Annotated in this window: 12 protein-coding genes; 4 read left to right on the top strand and 8 right to left on the bottom strand. The window is 74.0% G+C overall.

Translation table 11 applies throughout. From position 1 onward, the window contains the following. Window positions 1–187 precede the first annotated feature (187 nt). Together RBL05_RS14840 and RBL05_RS14835 are read left to right on the top strand one after the other, a co-directional pair. Window positions 188–1,108 (top strand): ABC transporter ATP-binding protein, encoded by a 921-nt coding sequence (locus RBL05_RS14840; RefSeq protein ID WP_308738829.1) that lies wholly within the window; start codon window positions 188–190, stop codon window positions 1,106–1,108. Continuing rightward, window positions 1,093–2,805: a hypothetical protein gene (locus RBL05_RS14835; RefSeq protein WP_308738830.1), complete on the top strand. Its 1,713-nt coding sequence runs from the start codon at window positions 1,093–1,095 to the stop codon at window positions 2,803–2,805. Before RBL05_RS14840 ends, RBL05_RS14835 begins: the two co-directional genes overlap by 16 nt. A 260-nt stretch (window positions 2,806–3,065) precedes the next feature. On the opposite strand, the gene RBL05_RS14830 is transcribed toward RBL05_RS14835, so the two are convergent. The 7 genes from RBL05_RS14830 to glmS all read right to left on the bottom strand — a co-directional run bounded on the left by RBL05_RS14830 (window position 3,066) and on the right by glmS (window position 10,461). Next, entirely contained in the window at window positions 3,066–3,824 is a 759-nt protein-coding gene (locus tag RBL05_RS14830; protein WP_308738831.1) for a GNAT family N-acetyltransferase, read from the bottom strand. A gap of 1 nt (window position 3,825) precedes the next feature. Beyond that, a complete protein-coding gene (gene tsaB, locus RBL05_RS14825; RefSeq protein WP_308738832.1) occupies window positions 3,826–4,584 on the bottom strand; it encodes a tRNA (adenosine(37)-N6)-threonylcarbamoyltransferase complex dimerization subunit type 1 TsaB in 759 nt (252 codons plus the stop codon). After that, window positions 4,584–5,258 (bottom strand): tRNA (adenosine(37)-N6)-threonylcarbamoyltransferase complex ATPase subunit type 1 TsaE, encoded by a 675-nt coding sequence (gene tsaE, locus RBL05_RS14820; protein ID WP_308738833.1) that lies wholly within the window; start codon window positions 5,256–5,258, stop codon window positions 4,584–4,586. Before tsaE ends, tsaB begins: the two co-directional genes overlap by 1 nt. Further along, the gene (gene alr, locus RBL05_RS14815; RefSeq protein ID WP_308738834.1) at window positions 5,255–6,427 is read right to left on the bottom strand and encodes an alanine racemase; all 1,173 of its coding nucleotides are present in this window, start codon (window positions 6,425–6,427) and stop codon (window positions 5,255–5,257) included. The genes tsaE and alr overlap by 4 nt, the downstream gene beginning before the upstream one ends. Next, window positions 6,424–7,971, bottom strand: a complete 1,548-nt coding sequence (locus tag RBL05_RS14810; RefSeq protein WP_308738835.1) for an NAD(P)H-hydrate dehydratase — start codon at window positions 7,969–7,971, stop codon at window positions 6,424–6,426. The genes alr and RBL05_RS14810 overlap by 4 nt, the downstream gene beginning before the upstream one ends. After that, on the bottom strand, window positions 7,971–8,426 hold the full coding sequence (locus tag RBL05_RS14805) for a holo-ACP synthase (RefSeq protein WP_010550270.1): 456 nt from the start codon (window positions 8,424–8,426) through the stop codon (window positions 7,971–7,973). Before RBL05_RS14805 ends, RBL05_RS14810 begins: the two co-directional genes overlap by 1 nt. A 166-nt stretch (window positions 8,427–8,592) precedes the next feature. After that, window positions 8,593–10,461 carry a glutamine--fructose-6-phosphate transaminase (isomerizing) gene (gene glmS / locus RBL05_RS14800; RefSeq protein WP_308738836.1) on the bottom strand — a complete coding sequence of 623 codons (1,869 nt, stop codon included), beginning with the start codon at window positions 10,459–10,461 and terminating at the stop codon, window positions 8,593–8,595. Between the two features lie 329 nt (window positions 10,462–10,790). Between glmS and coaA the strand changes: the two genes are divergently transcribed. Continuing rightward, window positions 10,791–11,747 carry a type I pantothenate kinase gene (coaA, locus tag RBL05_RS14795; protein WP_318603876.1) on the top strand — a complete coding sequence of 319 codons (957 nt, stop codon included), beginning with the start codon at window positions 10,791–10,793 and terminating at the stop codon, window positions 11,745–11,747. Between the two features lie 48 nt (window positions 11,748–11,795). Here the strand turns inward: coaA and glmM are convergent, their stop codons facing one another. Beyond that, window positions 11,796–13,142 carry a phosphoglucosamine mutase gene (gene glmM / locus RBL05_RS14790; protein ID WP_263310588.1) on the bottom strand — a complete coding sequence of 449 codons (1,347 nt, stop codon included), beginning with the start codon at window positions 13,140–13,142 and terminating at the stop codon, window positions 11,796–11,798. 174 nt (window positions 13,143–13,316) lie between these two features. Here glmM and RBL05_RS14785 point away from each other — a divergent pair, with 174 nt between their 5' ends. Next, window positions 13,317–16,775, top strand: coding sequence for an SNF2-related protein (locus RBL05_RS14785; protein ID WP_308738837.1), 3,459 nt, complete (start codon window positions 13,317–13,319; stop codon window positions 16,773–16,775). The last annotated feature ends 253 nt before the right edge of the window (window positions 16,776–17,028 follow it).

The following is a 17,028-nucleotide window of genomic DNA, read 5'->3' as shown; positions in this document are numbered from 1 at the left end:
TCGAGCCACGGTGACTCACCGGCATCCTAGCCACCGCCTCCCTCTTCTCCGCGATCACCAGCGCCTTCGACGACGGATCGGCCGCGCTCCGACCGATGCTCCGCCGCGGTCGAGCACCGACGAAGGTCGAGGTCCCGCCCGCCGTGGGAGGGATCGTCGCGGACGGACCGGCCGATAGCGTGACCCCATGCCCAGCGACCCCTCCCTCCCCTCCTCTCCTCCCGTCCCGGGGACCGCCCCGGAGGCGGCAGGGACCTCGGCGCCGCCCCCGGCCCACCCCTCCGGGACCGCCGAGGCGCCCGGCCCGCTCGCCGGTGCCGCCGCCCCGGTCTCCGCCGAGGCCTCGGTCCCGAGCTCGACCGCGCTGTCGATCCGCGGGCTGCGCAAGTCCTTCTCCGGCACCGAGGTGGTGCACGGTCTTTCCCTGGACGTGCCGCAGGGCTCGTTCTACGGGATCGTCGGTCCCAACGGCGCCGGCAAGACCACCACCCTGTCGATGGCGACAGGCCTGCTGCGGCCCGACGACGGCACCGCGCACGTGCTCGGCCACGACATGTGGGCCGAGCCGCAGGCGGCCAAGGCGCGCCTCGGCGTCCTCGCCGACGGGCTGCGCACCTTCGACCGGCTCACCGGACGGGAGCTGCTGACCTACGTCGGCCTGCTCCGCGGGATGGAGCCGGCCGTGGTCGAGGAGCGGATGGAGTCACTGCTGACCGCGCTCGACCTCGCGGGCGAGGACGGGAAGCTGGTCGTGGACTACTCCGCCGGCATGACCAAGAAGATCCTCCTGGCGAGCGCCCTGCTGCACGCCCCGCGCCTGCTCGTGCTCGACGAGCCGCTCGAGGCCGTCGACCCGGTCTCCGCGCAGGTGATCCGCACGATCCTCACCGCCTACGTCGAGGGCGGCGGCACGGTCGTGCTCTCCAGCCACGTCATGGAGCTGGTCGAGGGGCTGTGCAGCCACGTCGCGATCATCGCCGAGGGGCGGCTGATGGCCGACGGCACCCTCGACCAGGTGCGCCAGGGCGGCAGCCTCGTGCAGACCTTCATCGACCTCGTCGGCGGCGGCGACGTCGCGGAGGGGAGCCTGTCGTGGCTGGAGTCCTGAGCACCGAGCACGCACGGACCGCGGCCGCGCAGGACGTGCGCCACGGCGAGATCCGCGGACGCGACCTGGTGCGCCTGCAGCTGAAGCTCAAGTGGACGCTGTGGAAGCGATCCTACCGCAAGAACATCGGCAAGATCATCGGCACCTCGATCGGGGTGCTCTACGGCCTGGGCGGCCTGGCCATACTGGTCTTCCTGTTCCTGGGCACCACGCTGTGGGCCGGGGAGGGAGAGCTGTTCCCGCAGATCGTGCGCGGCCTCGGCGCCGTCACCGTGCTGCTGTGGTTCCTGATCCCCGTCCTCGCCTTCGGGATCGACGACACCCTGGATCCGCGTTCGTTCGCCCTCTTCCCCCGCAGCGCGAGGGAGCTGCAGCCGGGGATGTTCGCGGCGGCCGCGCTGAGCCTGCCGAGCCTCTTCACCCTGCTCGCGCTCGCGATCGCCACCGCCTTCGAGCTGCTGTGGCTGGTGCTTTTCGGCCAGGGCGCCGGGTGGGTCGTGCTCGGCGCCCTCGCGCTGATCCCCGCGAACCTCGCCGGCCTCGCGCTGTGCCTGCTGCTGCCGCGGGCCTGGTTCGCGCACTCTGCCGCCCGGGCCTCGAGCCGCAAGGGCCGCGAGCTCGGCGGGATCTTCGGCTTCCTGGCGATGTTCGTGGCGATCTATGCCTTCTCGCTGTCCGCCCAGCGCATCGAGGACCTCGACATGCTCTGGGTGCGCGAGCAGCTGCCGCTGGCGACCGAGGTGCTCGCCTGGACGCCGCTCGGTGCGCTGTTCTCCGTGCCGATGGATCTCGCCGAGGGCCGGGTGCTCGCGGCGCTGCTGCGCGCCCTGATCGGCGCGGCGACGATCGTGCTGGTCTGGCTGTGGTGGAAGCGCTCGATCGACCTGTCGATGACCTCGGCGCTGACCGGGGACGCCTCCTCGGGCCAGGCGAAGGTCTCCCCGCTGGTGCCGCGCTTCGTGCCCGCCGGCCCCTTCGGCGCCGTGATGGGCAAGTCCCTGCGCTACTGGCGACGGGACACCCGCTATCTCGCCGCCCTCGGCATCTATCCCGTGGTGATCGTGTTCTTCGTGGCGATGGGGCTCATGGTCCCCGAGGCCCGACCGATGATGCTGGGCATGGCCGTGTTCATGTGCGCGATGACGGGGCTGAGCATCTCCAACGAGATCGGCTTCGACGGACCGTCCGGCTGGGTCAACATCGTCGCCGGCGCCCCTGCCCGCGCCAACCTGCTGGGCCGCATCGCGGCGATGGCGGTGCTGATGATCCCCGCGGTCGTGGTGATCACCGTCGCGCTGCCGCTGCTGTACGGACTGCCGGAGCTGATCCCCATGACCGTGCTCGGCTCGCTCGGCGCGATGATCTCCGGCTGGGGCACCTCGATGGTGGTGGGCGTGCTGCTGCCCTACCCGAGCTCTGCCCCGGGCACCAACCCGATGAAGGACAAGTCCGCCTCGAGCTCGAACGCCATGCTCTCGATGGCGATCTCGATGGTGACGGTGTTCGTGCCGATGCTACCGCCGCTGGGTCTCGGCATCTGGGGCGCGATCGCGGGGAACCTGGCGCTGATCACCGGGGCCGGCGTGCTGGCGATCGTGATCGGCGTGGCCGTGCTGCTGATCGGTCTGCGCATCGCGACGGTCCGCCTGGACGCCCGCTACCCGGACATCTTCCAGAAGGTCCGCGACCACGTCTGAGCCGGGCACCACCAGCCCGGGCGCCGGGCCCCTGCCCGGTCCCGCTCCGGCCAGCCGCATGTCAGCTCTGCCCACCCTGACCCGACCGGCCGCGCACACTTCTGCGCTCTGTGCGTGACCTCGACCCCGTAGGGGAGCTGAGGTCACGCACAGAGCGCAGTTGTCTGCACCATCGCCCGGACATGCCAAGGCGTGGCCGGGAAGATCAGGCCGTCGGCCAGGGTCGGGCGCCTGACCTGCGCCGGAGTGGAACGGCAGGGTCAGGCCGACGGGCCGCCGGGGGCGGCGAGGTCGCGCTCCATGACCAGGGCGTCGATGCGTCGGCCGCGGATCCGGTAGTAGCCGCGGCGCCGTCCGATCTCGCGATATCCCGCGGCGGCGTAGACGGCGCGGGCGCGGGTGTTGTCCTCGCGGACCTCGAGCAGCATCCGCTCGGCGCCGCCGTCCCGGGCCTGCTGCTCGCACCAGGCGAGCAGGGCGCGACCGATACCCTCCCCCTCCCGGCGGGTGCCGATCGTGTGGAGGTCGGCGAGGTCGCCGGCGAGCATGATGCCGGCATAGCCGAGCAGCGCACCGCCGACGGCCCCGGCGGCAGGGGCCCGGTCGATGCCGAGGGACCGGCCATCGGGGCTGCGGAGCGGATCGGCGCGGCGAGCCGACCCGTCGGCGCCGGTGTGCGGCCTGGCGGTGCTGGTGTCCGGCCCGTCACCGCCGGTGGTCGACGATGCGGCCTCGCCCTCGACCGCGACGACGTAGCGGCGGTCGGGGTGCTCGATCTCCTCGGCGAGCTGGAACACACTCCAGGCCTCGTCGGGAAACAGCTCGAGCTCGGCGAAGGCGATCTCCTCGACGTCCTCGAGGGTCGCCGGTCGCAGGGACCAGGGGGCGCCGGCCCGGTCCGCCGGGCCGGCGCGTCCTACGCCCCTCGCCGGGCCTGCGTCGCCCGCCGGCCCCGCACCATCCACCGAGCCTGCGCCCTCCGCTCCGGCCCGGCGGCCGGACCTGTCGGCGGCCGTCACCTCAGCGCCCCAGGGCGCTCTTGCGCGCGGTGGGCTTCGCGGCGTCGGGCTCGCGCAGGTACATCGGCTCGGTGCTGGTCAGGTCCTCCCCGCGGGCGGCGAGGGCGGAGGCGGCCAGCAGCAGGTGCCCGGCGTCGACGTGCTCGAGCTCGGCGGTGGCGGGCAGCAGCTCGGGGTAGAGCGCGGTGCCGGAGCCGACGAGCAGGTCGCAGCCGGTCAGCTCCGCGGCGACCTCGGCCGGGGCGTCGACGGCCGGCTCCGCGATCCGGAGGATCTCGCCGCCGGCCTCGCGGCGATAGCGGGCGTGGTAGACCTCGCGGCGGCGCGCGTCCAGCGCCACGCCGACGGTGACAGGGCCGCGCTCGGCGGGCACGGTGGCGAGCGCCTCGTGGGCGAGCGCGTCGAGGGAGCTCAGCCCGTGCAGGGGCACGCCGAGCACGGAGGCGATCGAACGGGCGGAGACGAGCCCCACGCGCAGGCCGGTGAAGGGGCCCGGGCCGCGGCCGACGACCACGCCGGTCAGCTCTCCGCGGGTGACGCCGGCAGCCTGCAGGGTCTCCTCCACCAGGGCGAGCAGCACCTCGTCGTGGTGGCGGGAGCGCGTGTCGGAGCGGACAGCGAGGACCTCGAGGCCGGGAGGCGAGGACGGCGCGTCTCCCTGTGCGGGAGCGGCTCCCGAGGACGAGGCGGAGGCCGCGGCCAGCTCTCCGCGGGCGACGGCGACGCTCACCGCGCCCGAGGTGTCGATTCCCAACAGCATCAGCGTTCTCCCTCGGCGGTGTCGGTGGTCGGATCGGCATCCGCCGCGGTCGGTTCGGCATCGGCGGGCTCCGCCGTGCCGTCCAGCCCGGCCACCGCGGCGAGCGCAGCCTCGAGGGCGGCGATCGCGGCGCCGTCCCAGCGGGGGCCGCGCGGGGTGAGCCGCAGCGTGCGGGGCTCGTCCGGGTCCAGCGGGTCGTCGACCCGGTCGGGACGCTCGAGCTCGACCAGCAGCACCGAGTCGGCGAGGTGCTCGACCCGGTCCCTGCCCCATTCGACGACGGTCACGGCGCGGTCGAGATCGGCCTCGAGGTCGAGGTCGTCGATCTCGCCCTCGCCGCCGAGGCGGTAGGCGTCCACGTGCACGAGGTCGGGGCCGCCTGCGAGGTTCGGGTGGACCCGCTCGATCACGAAGGTGGGCGAGGCGACGGGGCCGCGCACGCCGAGGCCGGCGCCGAGCCCCTGGGTGAAGGTGGTCTTGCCGGCGCCGAGCGGTCCGTCGAGGACCAGCAGGTCGCCGGGCCGCAGCACGTCGGCGAGCGCGCCGGCGAGAGCGCGGGTGCCGTCCGCATCGCGGGTGCGCAGCACGAGGGCGCCGTCGGGCTCCCCCGCCGTGCCGCTCGCGCCGCCGGGAGCGCTGGTCCTGCCGGGGCCGGTCCTGTCCGCGGCGCTCATGCGCGCACCTCCCGGGTGACGCGTCCGGAGACGGAGGTCAGCACCTCGTAGGGGATGGTCTCCGCGGCGCGGGCCCAGTGGTCCGCGGTCGGGGCGGAGGGGGCGTCGGGCTCTCCGCCCGCGTCGCCGAACAGGACCACCTCGTCACCGGCCCGGGCGGCGGTCTCGGGGCCGAGATCCACCACGATCTGGTCCATGCTGATCCGGCCCACCTGGGGGACGCGGCGGTCCCCGCTCCGGGTGCGCACCAGCACGTCGATGCTGTCCGAGGCGGTGCGGTGGAGGCCGTCGGCGTAGCCGATCGGCACCAGGCCCAGAGTCGTGGAGCGGCTGGTGCGGTGGATCCGGCCGTAGCCGACGCTGTGCCCCTCGGGCACCTCCTTGACCAGCGCGAGCCGGCTGGAGAGGGTCATCGCGGGACGCAGCGGCACGTCGGCCGGGACCGGCGGATAGCCGTACAGCGCGATGCCGGGACGCACGATGTCGCGGTGCAGGTCGGGGCGGGTGAGGGTCGCGGCGGAGTTCGCGATGTGCTGCAGCGGGATCGGTCCCACCTCGTCCTCGAGCGCCTCGCAGGCCGAGTCGAACAGCTCCGCCTGCTGATCGGTGGCAGGATCCTCGGGATCGTCCGCGCTGGTCAGGTGGGTCCAGGCGGCGGTGAGCTGGAGGAAGTCGTCGTCGCGGATCGCGACGCCCATCTCCCGGACCTGCCAGGGCAGCACGCCGTTGCGGCCCATGCCGGTGTCGATCTTGAGGTGGACGCGGGCGCGGCGGTCGGCCTCGCGGGCGGCCGCGGCGACGAGCTGCAGCATCTCCAGGGAGCCGACGGCCACGTCGACGCCGGAGCGCAGCACCTCGGGCAGCACGATCCGCGCGGTGTGAGGCTCGTACAGCCAGGTGAGGATCTGTGCGTCGAGGTCCGCGCGGGCCAGCGCCAGGGCGCTGGCGGGGTGGGCGACACCCAGCCAGGTCGCGCCGCCCTCGAGCGCGGCCCGGGCGGCGGTGAGCATGCCGTGCCCGTAGCCGTCGGCCTTCACGACCGCCATCAGCGCCGTCTGCTCCTCGAGGAGGGTCCCCAGCGCCCGCGTGTTCTGCGTGATCGCGGAGGGGTCGATCACCGCCCGGTTGGGCACGTGCCGTGGGTCCTCGGCAGGGATCGGGATGGTCATCGGGCTCCTCGGTTCAGGTCCTGGGCGTCCGCCAGGATAGTCCCGATGGCCTCCGGCAGAGAGTCCGCGACGTCGAGGGCCACCAGGGGGTGCAGTCCGTCACGCGAGGCAAGGCGCCCTGCGCGGCCGTGGAGCAGCGCCGCGAGCGCGGCGGCGTCAGGGCCGGGCAGGCCCGCGGCGAGCAGGGTGCCCAGCACCCCGGCGAGCACGTCGCCGGTGCCGGCGGTCGCGAGCTGGGGTGTGGCGTCGTCCTGGGAGCGCAGCGGCCCGCCGTCCCTGGGGGCGACGAGGGTGATCGCGCCCTTGAGCAGCACGGTCGCGCCCGTCGCGGCGGCGAGCGCGCGGGCGAGCTCGGGGGCGGGCAGATCCGGGTCGACGTCGAGGCGGCGGGCGAGGCGCTCGGCCTCGCCACGGTGCGGGGTGAGCACCACGTCGGGGGCGAAGCGGGCACCGGGGCCGATCGCCCCGAGCGCGCCCGCGTCGAGCACGCCGCGTCGCGGCGCGGCCGACGGCACGTCCATCTGCCCGGCCAGCAGCGCGACGCCCCGACGCACGCGCGGGTCGTCGCTGGGCAGGCCGGGGCCGATCACGACGGCATGGGTGCGGGCGAGGGTCTCGTCGTCCAGCACCCGGCCACCGGCGCGACCGGGGCCGACGGGATGGCCGACGGTCTCGGGACGGGCCCGCATCACCAGGTCGAGCACGGCCTGCGGGGCGAGGCAGCGGACCATGCCCGCGCCGGTGCGGGCGGCGCCGGAGACGGCGAGGACCGCGGCGCCGGGATACTGCTCGCTGCCGGCGGCGAGGGCGACCACGCCGCGGCGGTACTTGGTGGACTCGCGGCCCGGGCGCGGCAGGAGGGCGCGCACGTCGGCGTCCTCGAGCCGCTCGACCGCCGCACGGGCGGGGAGATACTCGTCCAGGCCGAGATCCACCAGATGCACGGTCCCGGCGAGCTCGGCGCCTACGGGCAGCAGCAGCCCCGCCTTCACGGCGCCGAAGGTGACGGTCTCCCGGGCCCGGAGCGCCTCGGGGGCGGCCCGCCCGGTGGTGGCGTCGACGAAGCTCGGCAGGTCCGCGGCGAGGACGGGCACTCCGCTGTCCCGCACCGCCTTGAGCAGGGGAAGGAGCTCAGCGGGCGCCTCGGGCCGGCCGCCGATCCCGAGGATCGCGTCGATCACCAGGTCGGCGCCGCTGAGGAGGTGGGCGAGGCGCTCCTCGTCGAGACCCGCGAGGGGATGGAGGTCCCCGCCCGACCTCTCCAGCGCGGCGGCCCCCTCCTCGTGGCGGCGCGGGGCGGTGGTGATCGCGTCGGCGGCCAGGGAGTGCTCGCGGCGCAGGATCGCGGCGGCGTGGAGGCCGTCGCCGCCGTTGGACCCCGCCCCGGCCAGGACCAGCACCTGCGGGGCGAAGGGCTCCGAGCGCAAGTGGTGGACGGCGCGCTCGGCCAGCGCCGCGGCGGCCCGGAGCATGAGCGGCTCCCCCGCCTCGAGCAGGGGCCGCTCGGCCTCGCGGACCGCCTCGGCGCCGTGGGCCCGCAGCATCACAGGCTCCTCGGGGCGGAGGCGCGCTCGGCGACGACGATCGCGGTCGCGATCGCGCCGTCGTGCGAGAGGGAGAGATGCAGGTGCTCGACGTCCTGCCGCTCGGCGGCGGCGAGGGTCGCGCCCCGCAGACGCAGGTGCGGGCGCCTGCCGGCGGCGCGCTCGACGGTCACGTCCTGCCAGGAGAAGTCGCCGGGCGCGCCGAGGGCCTTGCCCACCGCCTCCTTCGCGGCGACCCTCGCCGCGCGCGAGGCCGGCGAGAGCTCCCGCTCCCCCGGGGTCAGGAGACGGTCCAGCAGGGCGGGGGTGCGGGAGATCATCGCGTCCAGGCGCGGGATGTCCACGACGTCCACGCCGACGCCGACGATCGTCCCGTCCTCCCGCGGCGCGAACGCCCGGCCCCCGAAGGTCTCGTCGGGGCCGGGCGTCGGGGTCGCGGTGGGAAAGGTGCTCACAGGGGCAGTATCACACCGCCGGCCGCCTCGCGGGGCGAGGCGGCCGGCGGTCGACGGCGCGAGGCGCCGCCCGGAGAGGTGCTCCTGCGCAAGCGGAGAGGCCCGTCGGACGCGCGATCCCGACGGGCGCGCTCACCCGACGGGGCAGTTCATCCGAGGTGGCGGGTCACTCGACGGTGACGGACTTCGCGAGGTTGCGGGGCTGGTCCACGTCCAGGCCCTTCGCCGTCGCGAGCTCGCAGGAGAAGATCTGCAGCGGGATCACGGTCAGCAGCGCCGCGAAGAGGGTGCGCGTGGCGGGCACGCGGATCACCTCGTCGGCGTAGGGCAGCACCGCGTCGTCGCCCTCCTCGGCGATCACCAGGGTGCGCGCGCCGCGGGCGCGCACCTCCTGGATGTTGGAGACGACCTTGGAGTGCAGGGAGTGGCGGCCGCGCGGGGAGGGCACGATGACGAACACCGGCTGCCCCTCCTCGACCAGGGCGATCGGGCCGTGCTTGAGCTCGCCGGCGGCGAAGCCCTCGGCGTGGATGTAGGCGATCTCCTTGAGCTTGAGCGCGCCCTCCATCGCGGTCGGGTAACCCACGTGACGTCCCAGGAAGAGCACGCTGGTGACGTCCTTCATGTCCTTCGCGAGCTGCTCGACCTGCGCGGAGCTGTCCAGGACCTGCTGGATCTGCGCGGGGATCTGCTCGAGATCCTCCATCAGCGCCGCGATCTCGTCGGGGAAGAGGTTGCCGCGCACCTGGGCGAGGAACAGGCCCAGCAGGTAGCTCGCGACGATCTGGCCGAGGTACGCCTTGGTGGAGGCGACCGCGATCTCGGGGCCGACGTGCAGGTACAGCGCCGCGTCGGACTCGCGCGGGATGGTGGAGCCGCGGGTGTTGCACAGCGCGATCACCTTCGCGCCCTGCTCGCGGGCGTGGCGCACCGCCATCAGGGTGTCCATCGTCTCGCCGGACTGGGAGATCGCGACGACCAGGGTCTTCTCGGTGACGACCGGGTCGCGGTACCGGAACTCGTGGGCGAGCTCGACCTCGGTGGGGATGCGGCACCAGTGCTCGATCGCGTACTTCGCGACGGCGCCGGCGTTCGCGGCGGTGCCGCAGGCGATCACGACGATCTTGTCGATGCTGCGCAGCACCGAGGGGTCGATCTCCATGTCGTCCAGCTGGAGGGTGCCGTTCTCGAGGCGGCCGCGGAGGGTGTCGGCGACGGCGCCCGACTGCTCGTGGATCTCCTTGGCCATGAAGGAGTCGTAGCCGCCCTTCTGCGCGGCCGCGGCGTCCCACTCGATGGTGTAGCGCTTGGCGTCGGTGACCTCGTTGCCGTCGAAGTCGACGATCGCGACCGAGTCGGCGGAGACGGTGACGACCTGGTCCTGGCCGATCTCGAGCGCCTCCTTGGTGGAGTCGACGAAGGCGGCGACGTCGGAGCCGAGGAAGTTCTCGCCCTCGCCGAGGCCGACGACCAGCGGGGAGTTGCGGCGGGCGGCGACGACGACGTCCGGCGCGTCGCGGTGGACGGCCAGGAGCGTGAAGGCGCCCTCGAGGTTCGCGGCGGTGCGGCGCATCGCCTCGGTGAGGTCTCCGGCGGCCTCCATCTCGCGGGCGACCAGGTGCGCGGCGGCCTCGGAGTCGGTCTCGGAGGAGAAGGTGTAGCCGTCGGCCTCGAGCTCGGCGCGCAGCGCGGCGAAGTTCTCGATGATGCCGTTGTGGACCAGGGCGAGCTCGCCGTCGCGGCCGCCGAGGTGGGGGTGGGCATTGCCGTCCGTGGGGCCGCCGTGGGTGGCCCAGCGGGTGTGCGCGATGGCGACGTGCCCCGTGGACTCCGCGGAGCCCTCGAGCGCCTCGCGGAGGTTCGCGAGCTTGCCGGCGCGCTTGGTCACGCGCACGGCGCCGTCGTCCAGGACGGCGACGCCCGCGGAGTCGTAGCCGCGGTACTCGAGGCGGGCGAGGCCCTGGAGGGCCACGTCCACGGGACGGGAGGAGGGTGCTGCGGCGCGGGGGCCTGCGTATCCGACGATTCCACACATGCCGCTCACCGTAGCTTTCCGCGTCCCGCACGACGCCGCGCACGCAGGATCCGAGCGAGTCGTTCCTCACCTCGCGGCCCCTCGCCGCGCAGGCGTGGCCGAGCATGCACGGGACCGATCAGAAACGCGCAGACGGTCGCACGGGCGCGCTGGTCACCCCGCCGCGTCCTCTGCATCCGGTCGTGCCGTCGGCCAAGGCCGAGCAGGGCGACGGGCTCTGCCGGCGCGGGCGCCGGGCCCTGCCGGGGCCGCCGCCTGGAGCGGCTCCGCCCGGCGGGTCGACGCACCGCAGCACGGCTCGGCGCCGGAATGCTGGAAGAATCTCCCGCATGAAGGCAGCATCGGCGCACGCCACGGTCACCCCGTTCGAGGAGATCCTGCGAGAGGACTGGGCCCGGCTCTCCCAGCAGACCCCGCTGCCGCTGAGCGAGGAGGACGTGGACCGCCTGCGAGGCCTCGGCGACCGGGTGGACCTCTCCGAGGTCGACGCCGTCTACCGCCCCATCTCGCGCCTGCTGAACATCCAGGTCGCGGCCGCGCAGTCGCTGCGACGGGCGCGGGAGGAGTTCCTGGACCAGCGCCAGCAGCGCACCCCGTACATCATCGGCGTGGCCGGCTCGGTGGCCGTGGGCAAGTCGACCACCGCGCGACTGCTGCGCGAGCTCATGGCCCGCTGGCCCGAGACCCCGCGCGTGCAGCTCGTGACCACCGACGGCTTCCTGTACCCCAACCGGGTGCTCGAGTCGCGCGGGATCATGCAGCGCAAGGGCTTCCCGGAGAGCTACGACCGGCGCCGTCTGCTGCGCTTCGTGGCGGACGTGAAGGCCGGGCAGGAGCGGGTCGAGGCGCCGGTCTACTCCCACCTGACCTACGACATCCTGGAGGACGAGAAGGTCGTGGTGGAGCAGCCGGACGTGCTCATCGTCGAGGGCCTGAACGTGCTCCAGCCCGCCCGGCCCCGCCGCGACGGGCGGCTCGGCATGGCCGTCTCGGACTTCTTCGACTTCTCCATCTACGTCGACGCGCGGGCCGAGGACGTCCAGCGCTGGTACGTGGATCGCTTCCTCGCGCTGCGCCGCACCGCGTTCTCCGACCCGCGCTCCTACTTCCGCCGCTACGCCGACCTCACCGACGAGGAGGCCGCGGCGACCGCGCAGCGGATCTGGAGCTCGATCAACGGCCCGAACCTCGCCGAGAACGTGATCCCCACCCGCGGCCGTGCCGACCTCGTGCTGCGCAAGGACGGCCAGCACCGGGTCCACTCGGTGCTGCTGCGGAAGGTCTGAGTCCGCGGGGGCCAGGGACGTGTGCGTCGGCCCCGGCCCGGGCGGGGCTCAGAGGCCGACGCGCTCGCGGACCACGACAGCGAGGCGCTCGGCCACGGCGGTGGCCTGCGCGTCGGTGGGGGCCTCGACCATCACGCGCACGACGGGCTCGGTCCCGGAGGGGCGCAGCAGCACCCGGCCGGTCTCCCCGAGCTCCTTCTCCGCCGCCGCGATCGCGTCGCCGACGCGGCGGTCGATGGTGGCCTTGGCCTTGTCGACGTCCTTGACATTGATCAGCGCCTGCGGCATGCGGCTCATCACGGACTTGAGCTCCGCGGCCGTGCGGCCGGTCTCGGCGATGCGCTGGAGCAGGTGGAGGGCGGTGAGCTCGCCGTCGCCCGTGGTGGCGTGCTCGGCGATGATCACGTGGCCGGACTGCTCGCCGCCGATGGAGAAGCCGCCGAGGTTCATCTCCTCGAGCACGTAGCGGTCGCCGACGGCGGTCTGTCCCAGCACGATCCCGTGCTCCTTCATGGCGAGCTTGAGGCCGAGGTTGCTCATGACGGTGACGACCAGGGTGTCCTCGTGGAGCTTGCCGCGCTCCTTGAGGTCCAGGGCCAGGATCGCCATGATCTGGTCGCCGTCGATGATCTCCCCCGCCGCATCGACGGCGAGGCAGCGGTCGGCGTCGCCGTCGAAGGCCACGCCGATGTCGGCGCCGTGCTCGCGCACCGCGGCCTGCAGCGGCTCGAGGTGGGTGGAGCCGACGCCGTCGTTGATCAGCCCGCCGTCGGAGCAGTCGCCGATCACGTGCACGGTCGCGCCGGCGCGGCGCAGCGCCTCGGGGCCGGAGATCGCGGCGGCGCCGTTGGCGCAGTCGGCGACGACGGTGAGTCCCTCGAGGGAGCGGTCCAGGGTGCCTACGAGGTGGGTCACGTACTCCTCGATCGCGCCCTCGTAGCGGGTGATGGTGCCGACGTCGGTGCCCTGCGGGCGCTCCCACTGCTCCCCGAGGCGGGCCTCGATCGCGTCCTCGACCTCGTCGGGCAGCTTGGTGCCGCCGCGGGCGAAGAACTTGATGCCGTTGTCGGGGGCGGGGTTGTGGGAGGCGGAGATCATCACGCCGAGGTCCGCGCCCGTGGACTGCACGAGATAGGCGAGGCCCGGCGTGGGCAGCACCTCGGCGTCGAGCACGTCCACGCCCGCGGAGGCGAGGCCGGCGCTGACCGCGGCGGCGAGGAAGTGCCCCGAGGGACGCGTGTCGCGGGCGACGATCGCGCGGGGGCGGGTGCCGCCGAAGGCGCCGAGCGTGCCGAGCACGTGCGCCGCGCCCACAGACAGCTCGACCGCGAGCTCCGCGGTGATGTCGTCGTTGGCGCGTCCGCGCACTCCGTCGGTGCCGAAGAGTCGTGCCACGGGGGTCTCCTAGGAAGTGTCGGGGGTGGTGCTGCTCCCGGGTCGGGATCGACGGGGCCGACGGGCTCGTCGATGCCGCGGCGACCGGGAGGACGCTGTGAGACTACCCGCTGAGGGTCGTGATTCCGGTGAGATCCCTCGTGCGCGGGGTGCGGCGCGGGTTACGTTGGCGGGATGTCCCCAACGGTCCCGCTCCCTCGACTGCTGCCCTCCGCGATCAGCCACCACGTGGGCGATCGCACGGCGGGCAGGAGCCTCGCCGCCGCGCGCGGCGGGAGCGTGGGCGCCGTGGACTGGGACGAGGCGAGCTCGACCCTGTCGGCCCAGGTCACGGACACCGACGGCGCCCGGCATCACACCGAGGCGGTCCTGACCGAGTACGAGGAGGACGCCGTCTCCCGCCGCTTCCAGACCCCGGGGCCGGGGGGGCTGTGGCGACCGCTCTCCTCGCGCTGCGACTGCTCGGTGGGCGAGGCATGCCTGCACGTCGGAGCGCTGCTGTACCGGACCAACGACCTCGCCGTCCGCGCCGCGCGGGAAGAGCCGCCCGCGGAGTGGCGCACAGTGCTGCGTCCCCTGCTGAGCTCCCGCGCCTCCTCCGCGCGGTCCGGGACCGTCGCGAAGCCGCTCGCGCTGCGGGTGGATCTCGAGGCGGCCACCTCGGGCACCGGCACCTCCCGCCACCACCGCGAGGTCGCCACGCCCGCGCATCTCGCCGCCGGCGCCGAGCTGTGGCTGGGCCTGCGCCCCGTGACCCGCGGACGCAAGGGCCTGTGGATCAAGGGCGACCTCTCCTGGCGCAGCTTCGAGTTCCGCCTCGCGGGTCGCGAGTACGACCCCGCCCAGGGCGAGGCGCTGACCAGGATCTTCGCGGCCGCCTCGGTGGAGCGCTCCTACACCTCCGGCGCAGTCGACCACCTGTGGCTGAACACCATCACCTCGCCCCTGCTGTGGCAGGCGCTCGCCCATGCGCTGGACGCCGGGGTCGAGCTGCTGCCCGGCAGCGGCCTGGCCGCGATCTCGCTCGCGCGCGAGGGTGAGGCGGGTCTGGACCTGCGCGCGGTCCCCACCGGCGCGGCCGACGAGACCGCCGACGGAGCCGCCGACGGCGAGGAGCCGTCCGCCGACGAGGACCACTCGGGCACCTCCGCGGACGGGGGCGCCCCGGACGACCCCTCCGCCGGGCACTCCCCCGCCGACGCCCAGGTGGAGAGCTCCACCGGCGCCCTCGAGGTCGCGCCGCGCTTCGCGATCGACGGCCTCGAGACGGAGCACGGCCGACTGCTCGGCGGCGCCGGGGTGCTCGAGGCGCTCCCCGCGGACGAGGAGCTGCTCACCGCCCGCATCGCCCCGCTTCCCGCCGCGGTGCCGCGCGACCTGCGCACCCTCCTGCACCGTCGGGAGCCGCTGCGCGTCCCCGCCGCGGACCGCGAGGCGTTCCTCGAGGTCGCCTACCCGAAGCTGCGCGCGCTGAGCCCCATGACCAGCCTCGACGGCAGCGTCGCCCTGCCGGCGGCCCGTCGGCCCACCCTCCACCTCGAGACCGCCTACGCCGACGGGGACCGGCTCGCCCTGCGCTGGTCCTGGCGCTACCACGACCCGGACCGGCGCCTGCCGATCGACCAGCGCCAGGGCGCGCACCGCGACACCGCCCACGAGGACGCGGTGATCGCCGAGGCCATGACCCTGTGGCCCCACCAACCCAGCGACGCCGCCCAGCTCCTCTCCGGCGTGGACACCGCCGAGTTCACCGCCCACGTGCTCGATGCGCTGGACGCCCTGGACCATGTGGAGGTCGAGGTCACCGGCACCCGCCACGCCTACCGCGAGCTCGACGGCGCCCCGCAGGTGCGGATCACCCAGCACGCCTCCCCCGGCAAGAACGACTGGTTCGACCTCGGCTTCGACATCACCGTCGAGGGCCGGCAGATCCCCTTCCCGAGCCTGTTCGTGGCGCTCGCCCGCGGCCGGGACAAGCTGCTGATGCCGGACAAGACCTACTTCTCCCTGGACCACCCCGCCTTCGACGCGCTGCGCGAGCTGATCCGCGAGGGCGAGGCGCTCGCGGAATGGGAGCCCGAGGTCCAGCGGATCTCGAAGTACCAGGTCGACATGTGGGACGAGCTCGCCGAGATCGCCGACCAGACCGAGGCGAGCGCGGAGTGGACCGCGGTCGTCGACCCGCTGCGCACCCTCGAGCACCGTCCCGCGCCGCCGCTGCCCCGCGGCCTGCAGGCGGAGCTGCGGCCCTACCAGCGTGAGGGCTTCGCGTGGCTGGCCATGCTGTTCGACCAGGGGCTCGGCGGGGTGCTCGCCGACGACATGGGCCTGGGCAAGACGGTGCAGACCCTCGCCCTGATCGCCCATGCCCGCGAGCAGTCCCCGTCGGCCCCGCCCTTCCTCGTCGTCGCCCCCGCCTCGGTGCTGCCGGTGTGGCGCCGTGAGGCCGAGCGCTTCGCGCCGGGGCTGCGCGTGAAGGTGCTCGAGGGCACCTCCGCCTCCCGCGGCGGCGCCGCCGAGGAGGACCTCGAGGGCGCGGACCTCGTGGTGACCAGCTATGCGGTGCTGCGACTGGACGAGGAGCTGTTCGCCTCGCACCGTTTCCAGGGCTTCGTGCTGGACGAGGCGCAGTTCGTGAAGAACCGCCGCTCCCGCACGCACCTGGCGGCGAAGCGGGTGCGCGCCGGCATGCGCCTCGCGATCACGGGCACCCCGATGGAGAACTCCCTGGACGACCTGTGGGCGATCCTCGACCTGGTCGCGCCGGGCCTGCTCGGCACCGCGACCGGGTTCCGCAAGCGCTTCACGCTCCCGATCGCGACCGGCGAGGCGCCGCAGCGGATGGAGCAGCTGCGCCGTCGGATCCGCCCCTTCCTGCTGCGCCGCACCAAGGAGCTCGTCGCGAAGGAGCTGCCGGAGAAGCACGAGGAGGTGCTCACGGTGACGCTGTCGCCGCAGCACCGCGCCGTCTACGACTCGGTGCTGCAGCGAGAGCGGAAGAAGGTGCTGGGCCTGATCGACACGGACCTGGACCGCTCCCGCTTCATCGTCTTCCGCTCCCTGACCCTGCTGCGGATGCTGGCGCTGGACCCCTCGCTGGTGGACGCGGAGGAGTACGCGGACGTGCCCAGCTCCAAGCTCGAGGCGCTCTTCGACCGGCTCGAGGAGGTCATCGGCGACGGGCACCGGGTGCTGCTGTTCAGCCAGTTCACCACCTATCTCGACCGGGTCGCGGGCGAGCTCTCCGCGCGCGGGATAGACTTCGCGCACCTGGACGGCTCGACCCGGGACCGCGATGCGGCCGTCAGCGGCTTCCGCGAGGGGGACGCACCGGTGTTCCTGATCTCCCTGAAGGCGGGCGGCTTCGGCCTCACCCTCACCGAGGCGGACTACGTCTTCCTGCTGGACCCGTGGTGGAACCCGGCGGCGGAGAACCAGGCCGTGGACCGCGCCCATCGCATCGGACAGGACCGGCAGGTGATGGTGTACCGGATGATCGCCGAGGACACGATCGAGGAGAAGGTCCTCGCGCTGCAGCGCCGCAAGGCCGAGCTGTTCGACTCGCTCACCGACGGCGGGGAGGCCTTCCGCTCGGCCGTCACCGCGGAGGACCTGCGCGAGCTGCTGAGCTGAGCACCGGGCGGAGCGCGTCGGCCCCGGCCCTGGTCCCATTCCGACCCCGGCCCCTGCCGCGCCCGGCCAGCCGTGGTCGACTCCTGGCGTATGGCGTACCGGTACGACGATATAGGCGTACTGGTACGCCATACGCCACCACCTGACCACCCCCGCCCCGACAGTCGACTCCACCACCGACCTCGCTCCCGGCACGCCGCGATGCCTCGCCCGCCAACCGCCCTGGACGCGACGATGCCCCCGACCCGGAGGT

The sequence above is a fragment of the Brachybacterium sp. GU-2 genome, from assembly GCF_030866705.2.
GTDB classification, from domain to species: domain Bacteria; phylum Actinomycetota; class Actinomycetes; order Actinomycetales; family Dermabacteraceae; genus Brachybacterium; species Brachybacterium conglomeratum.
The sequence above is the reverse complement of the archived record's forward strand: the minus strand, read 5'-3'. Positions and strand labels throughout refer to the sequence as shown.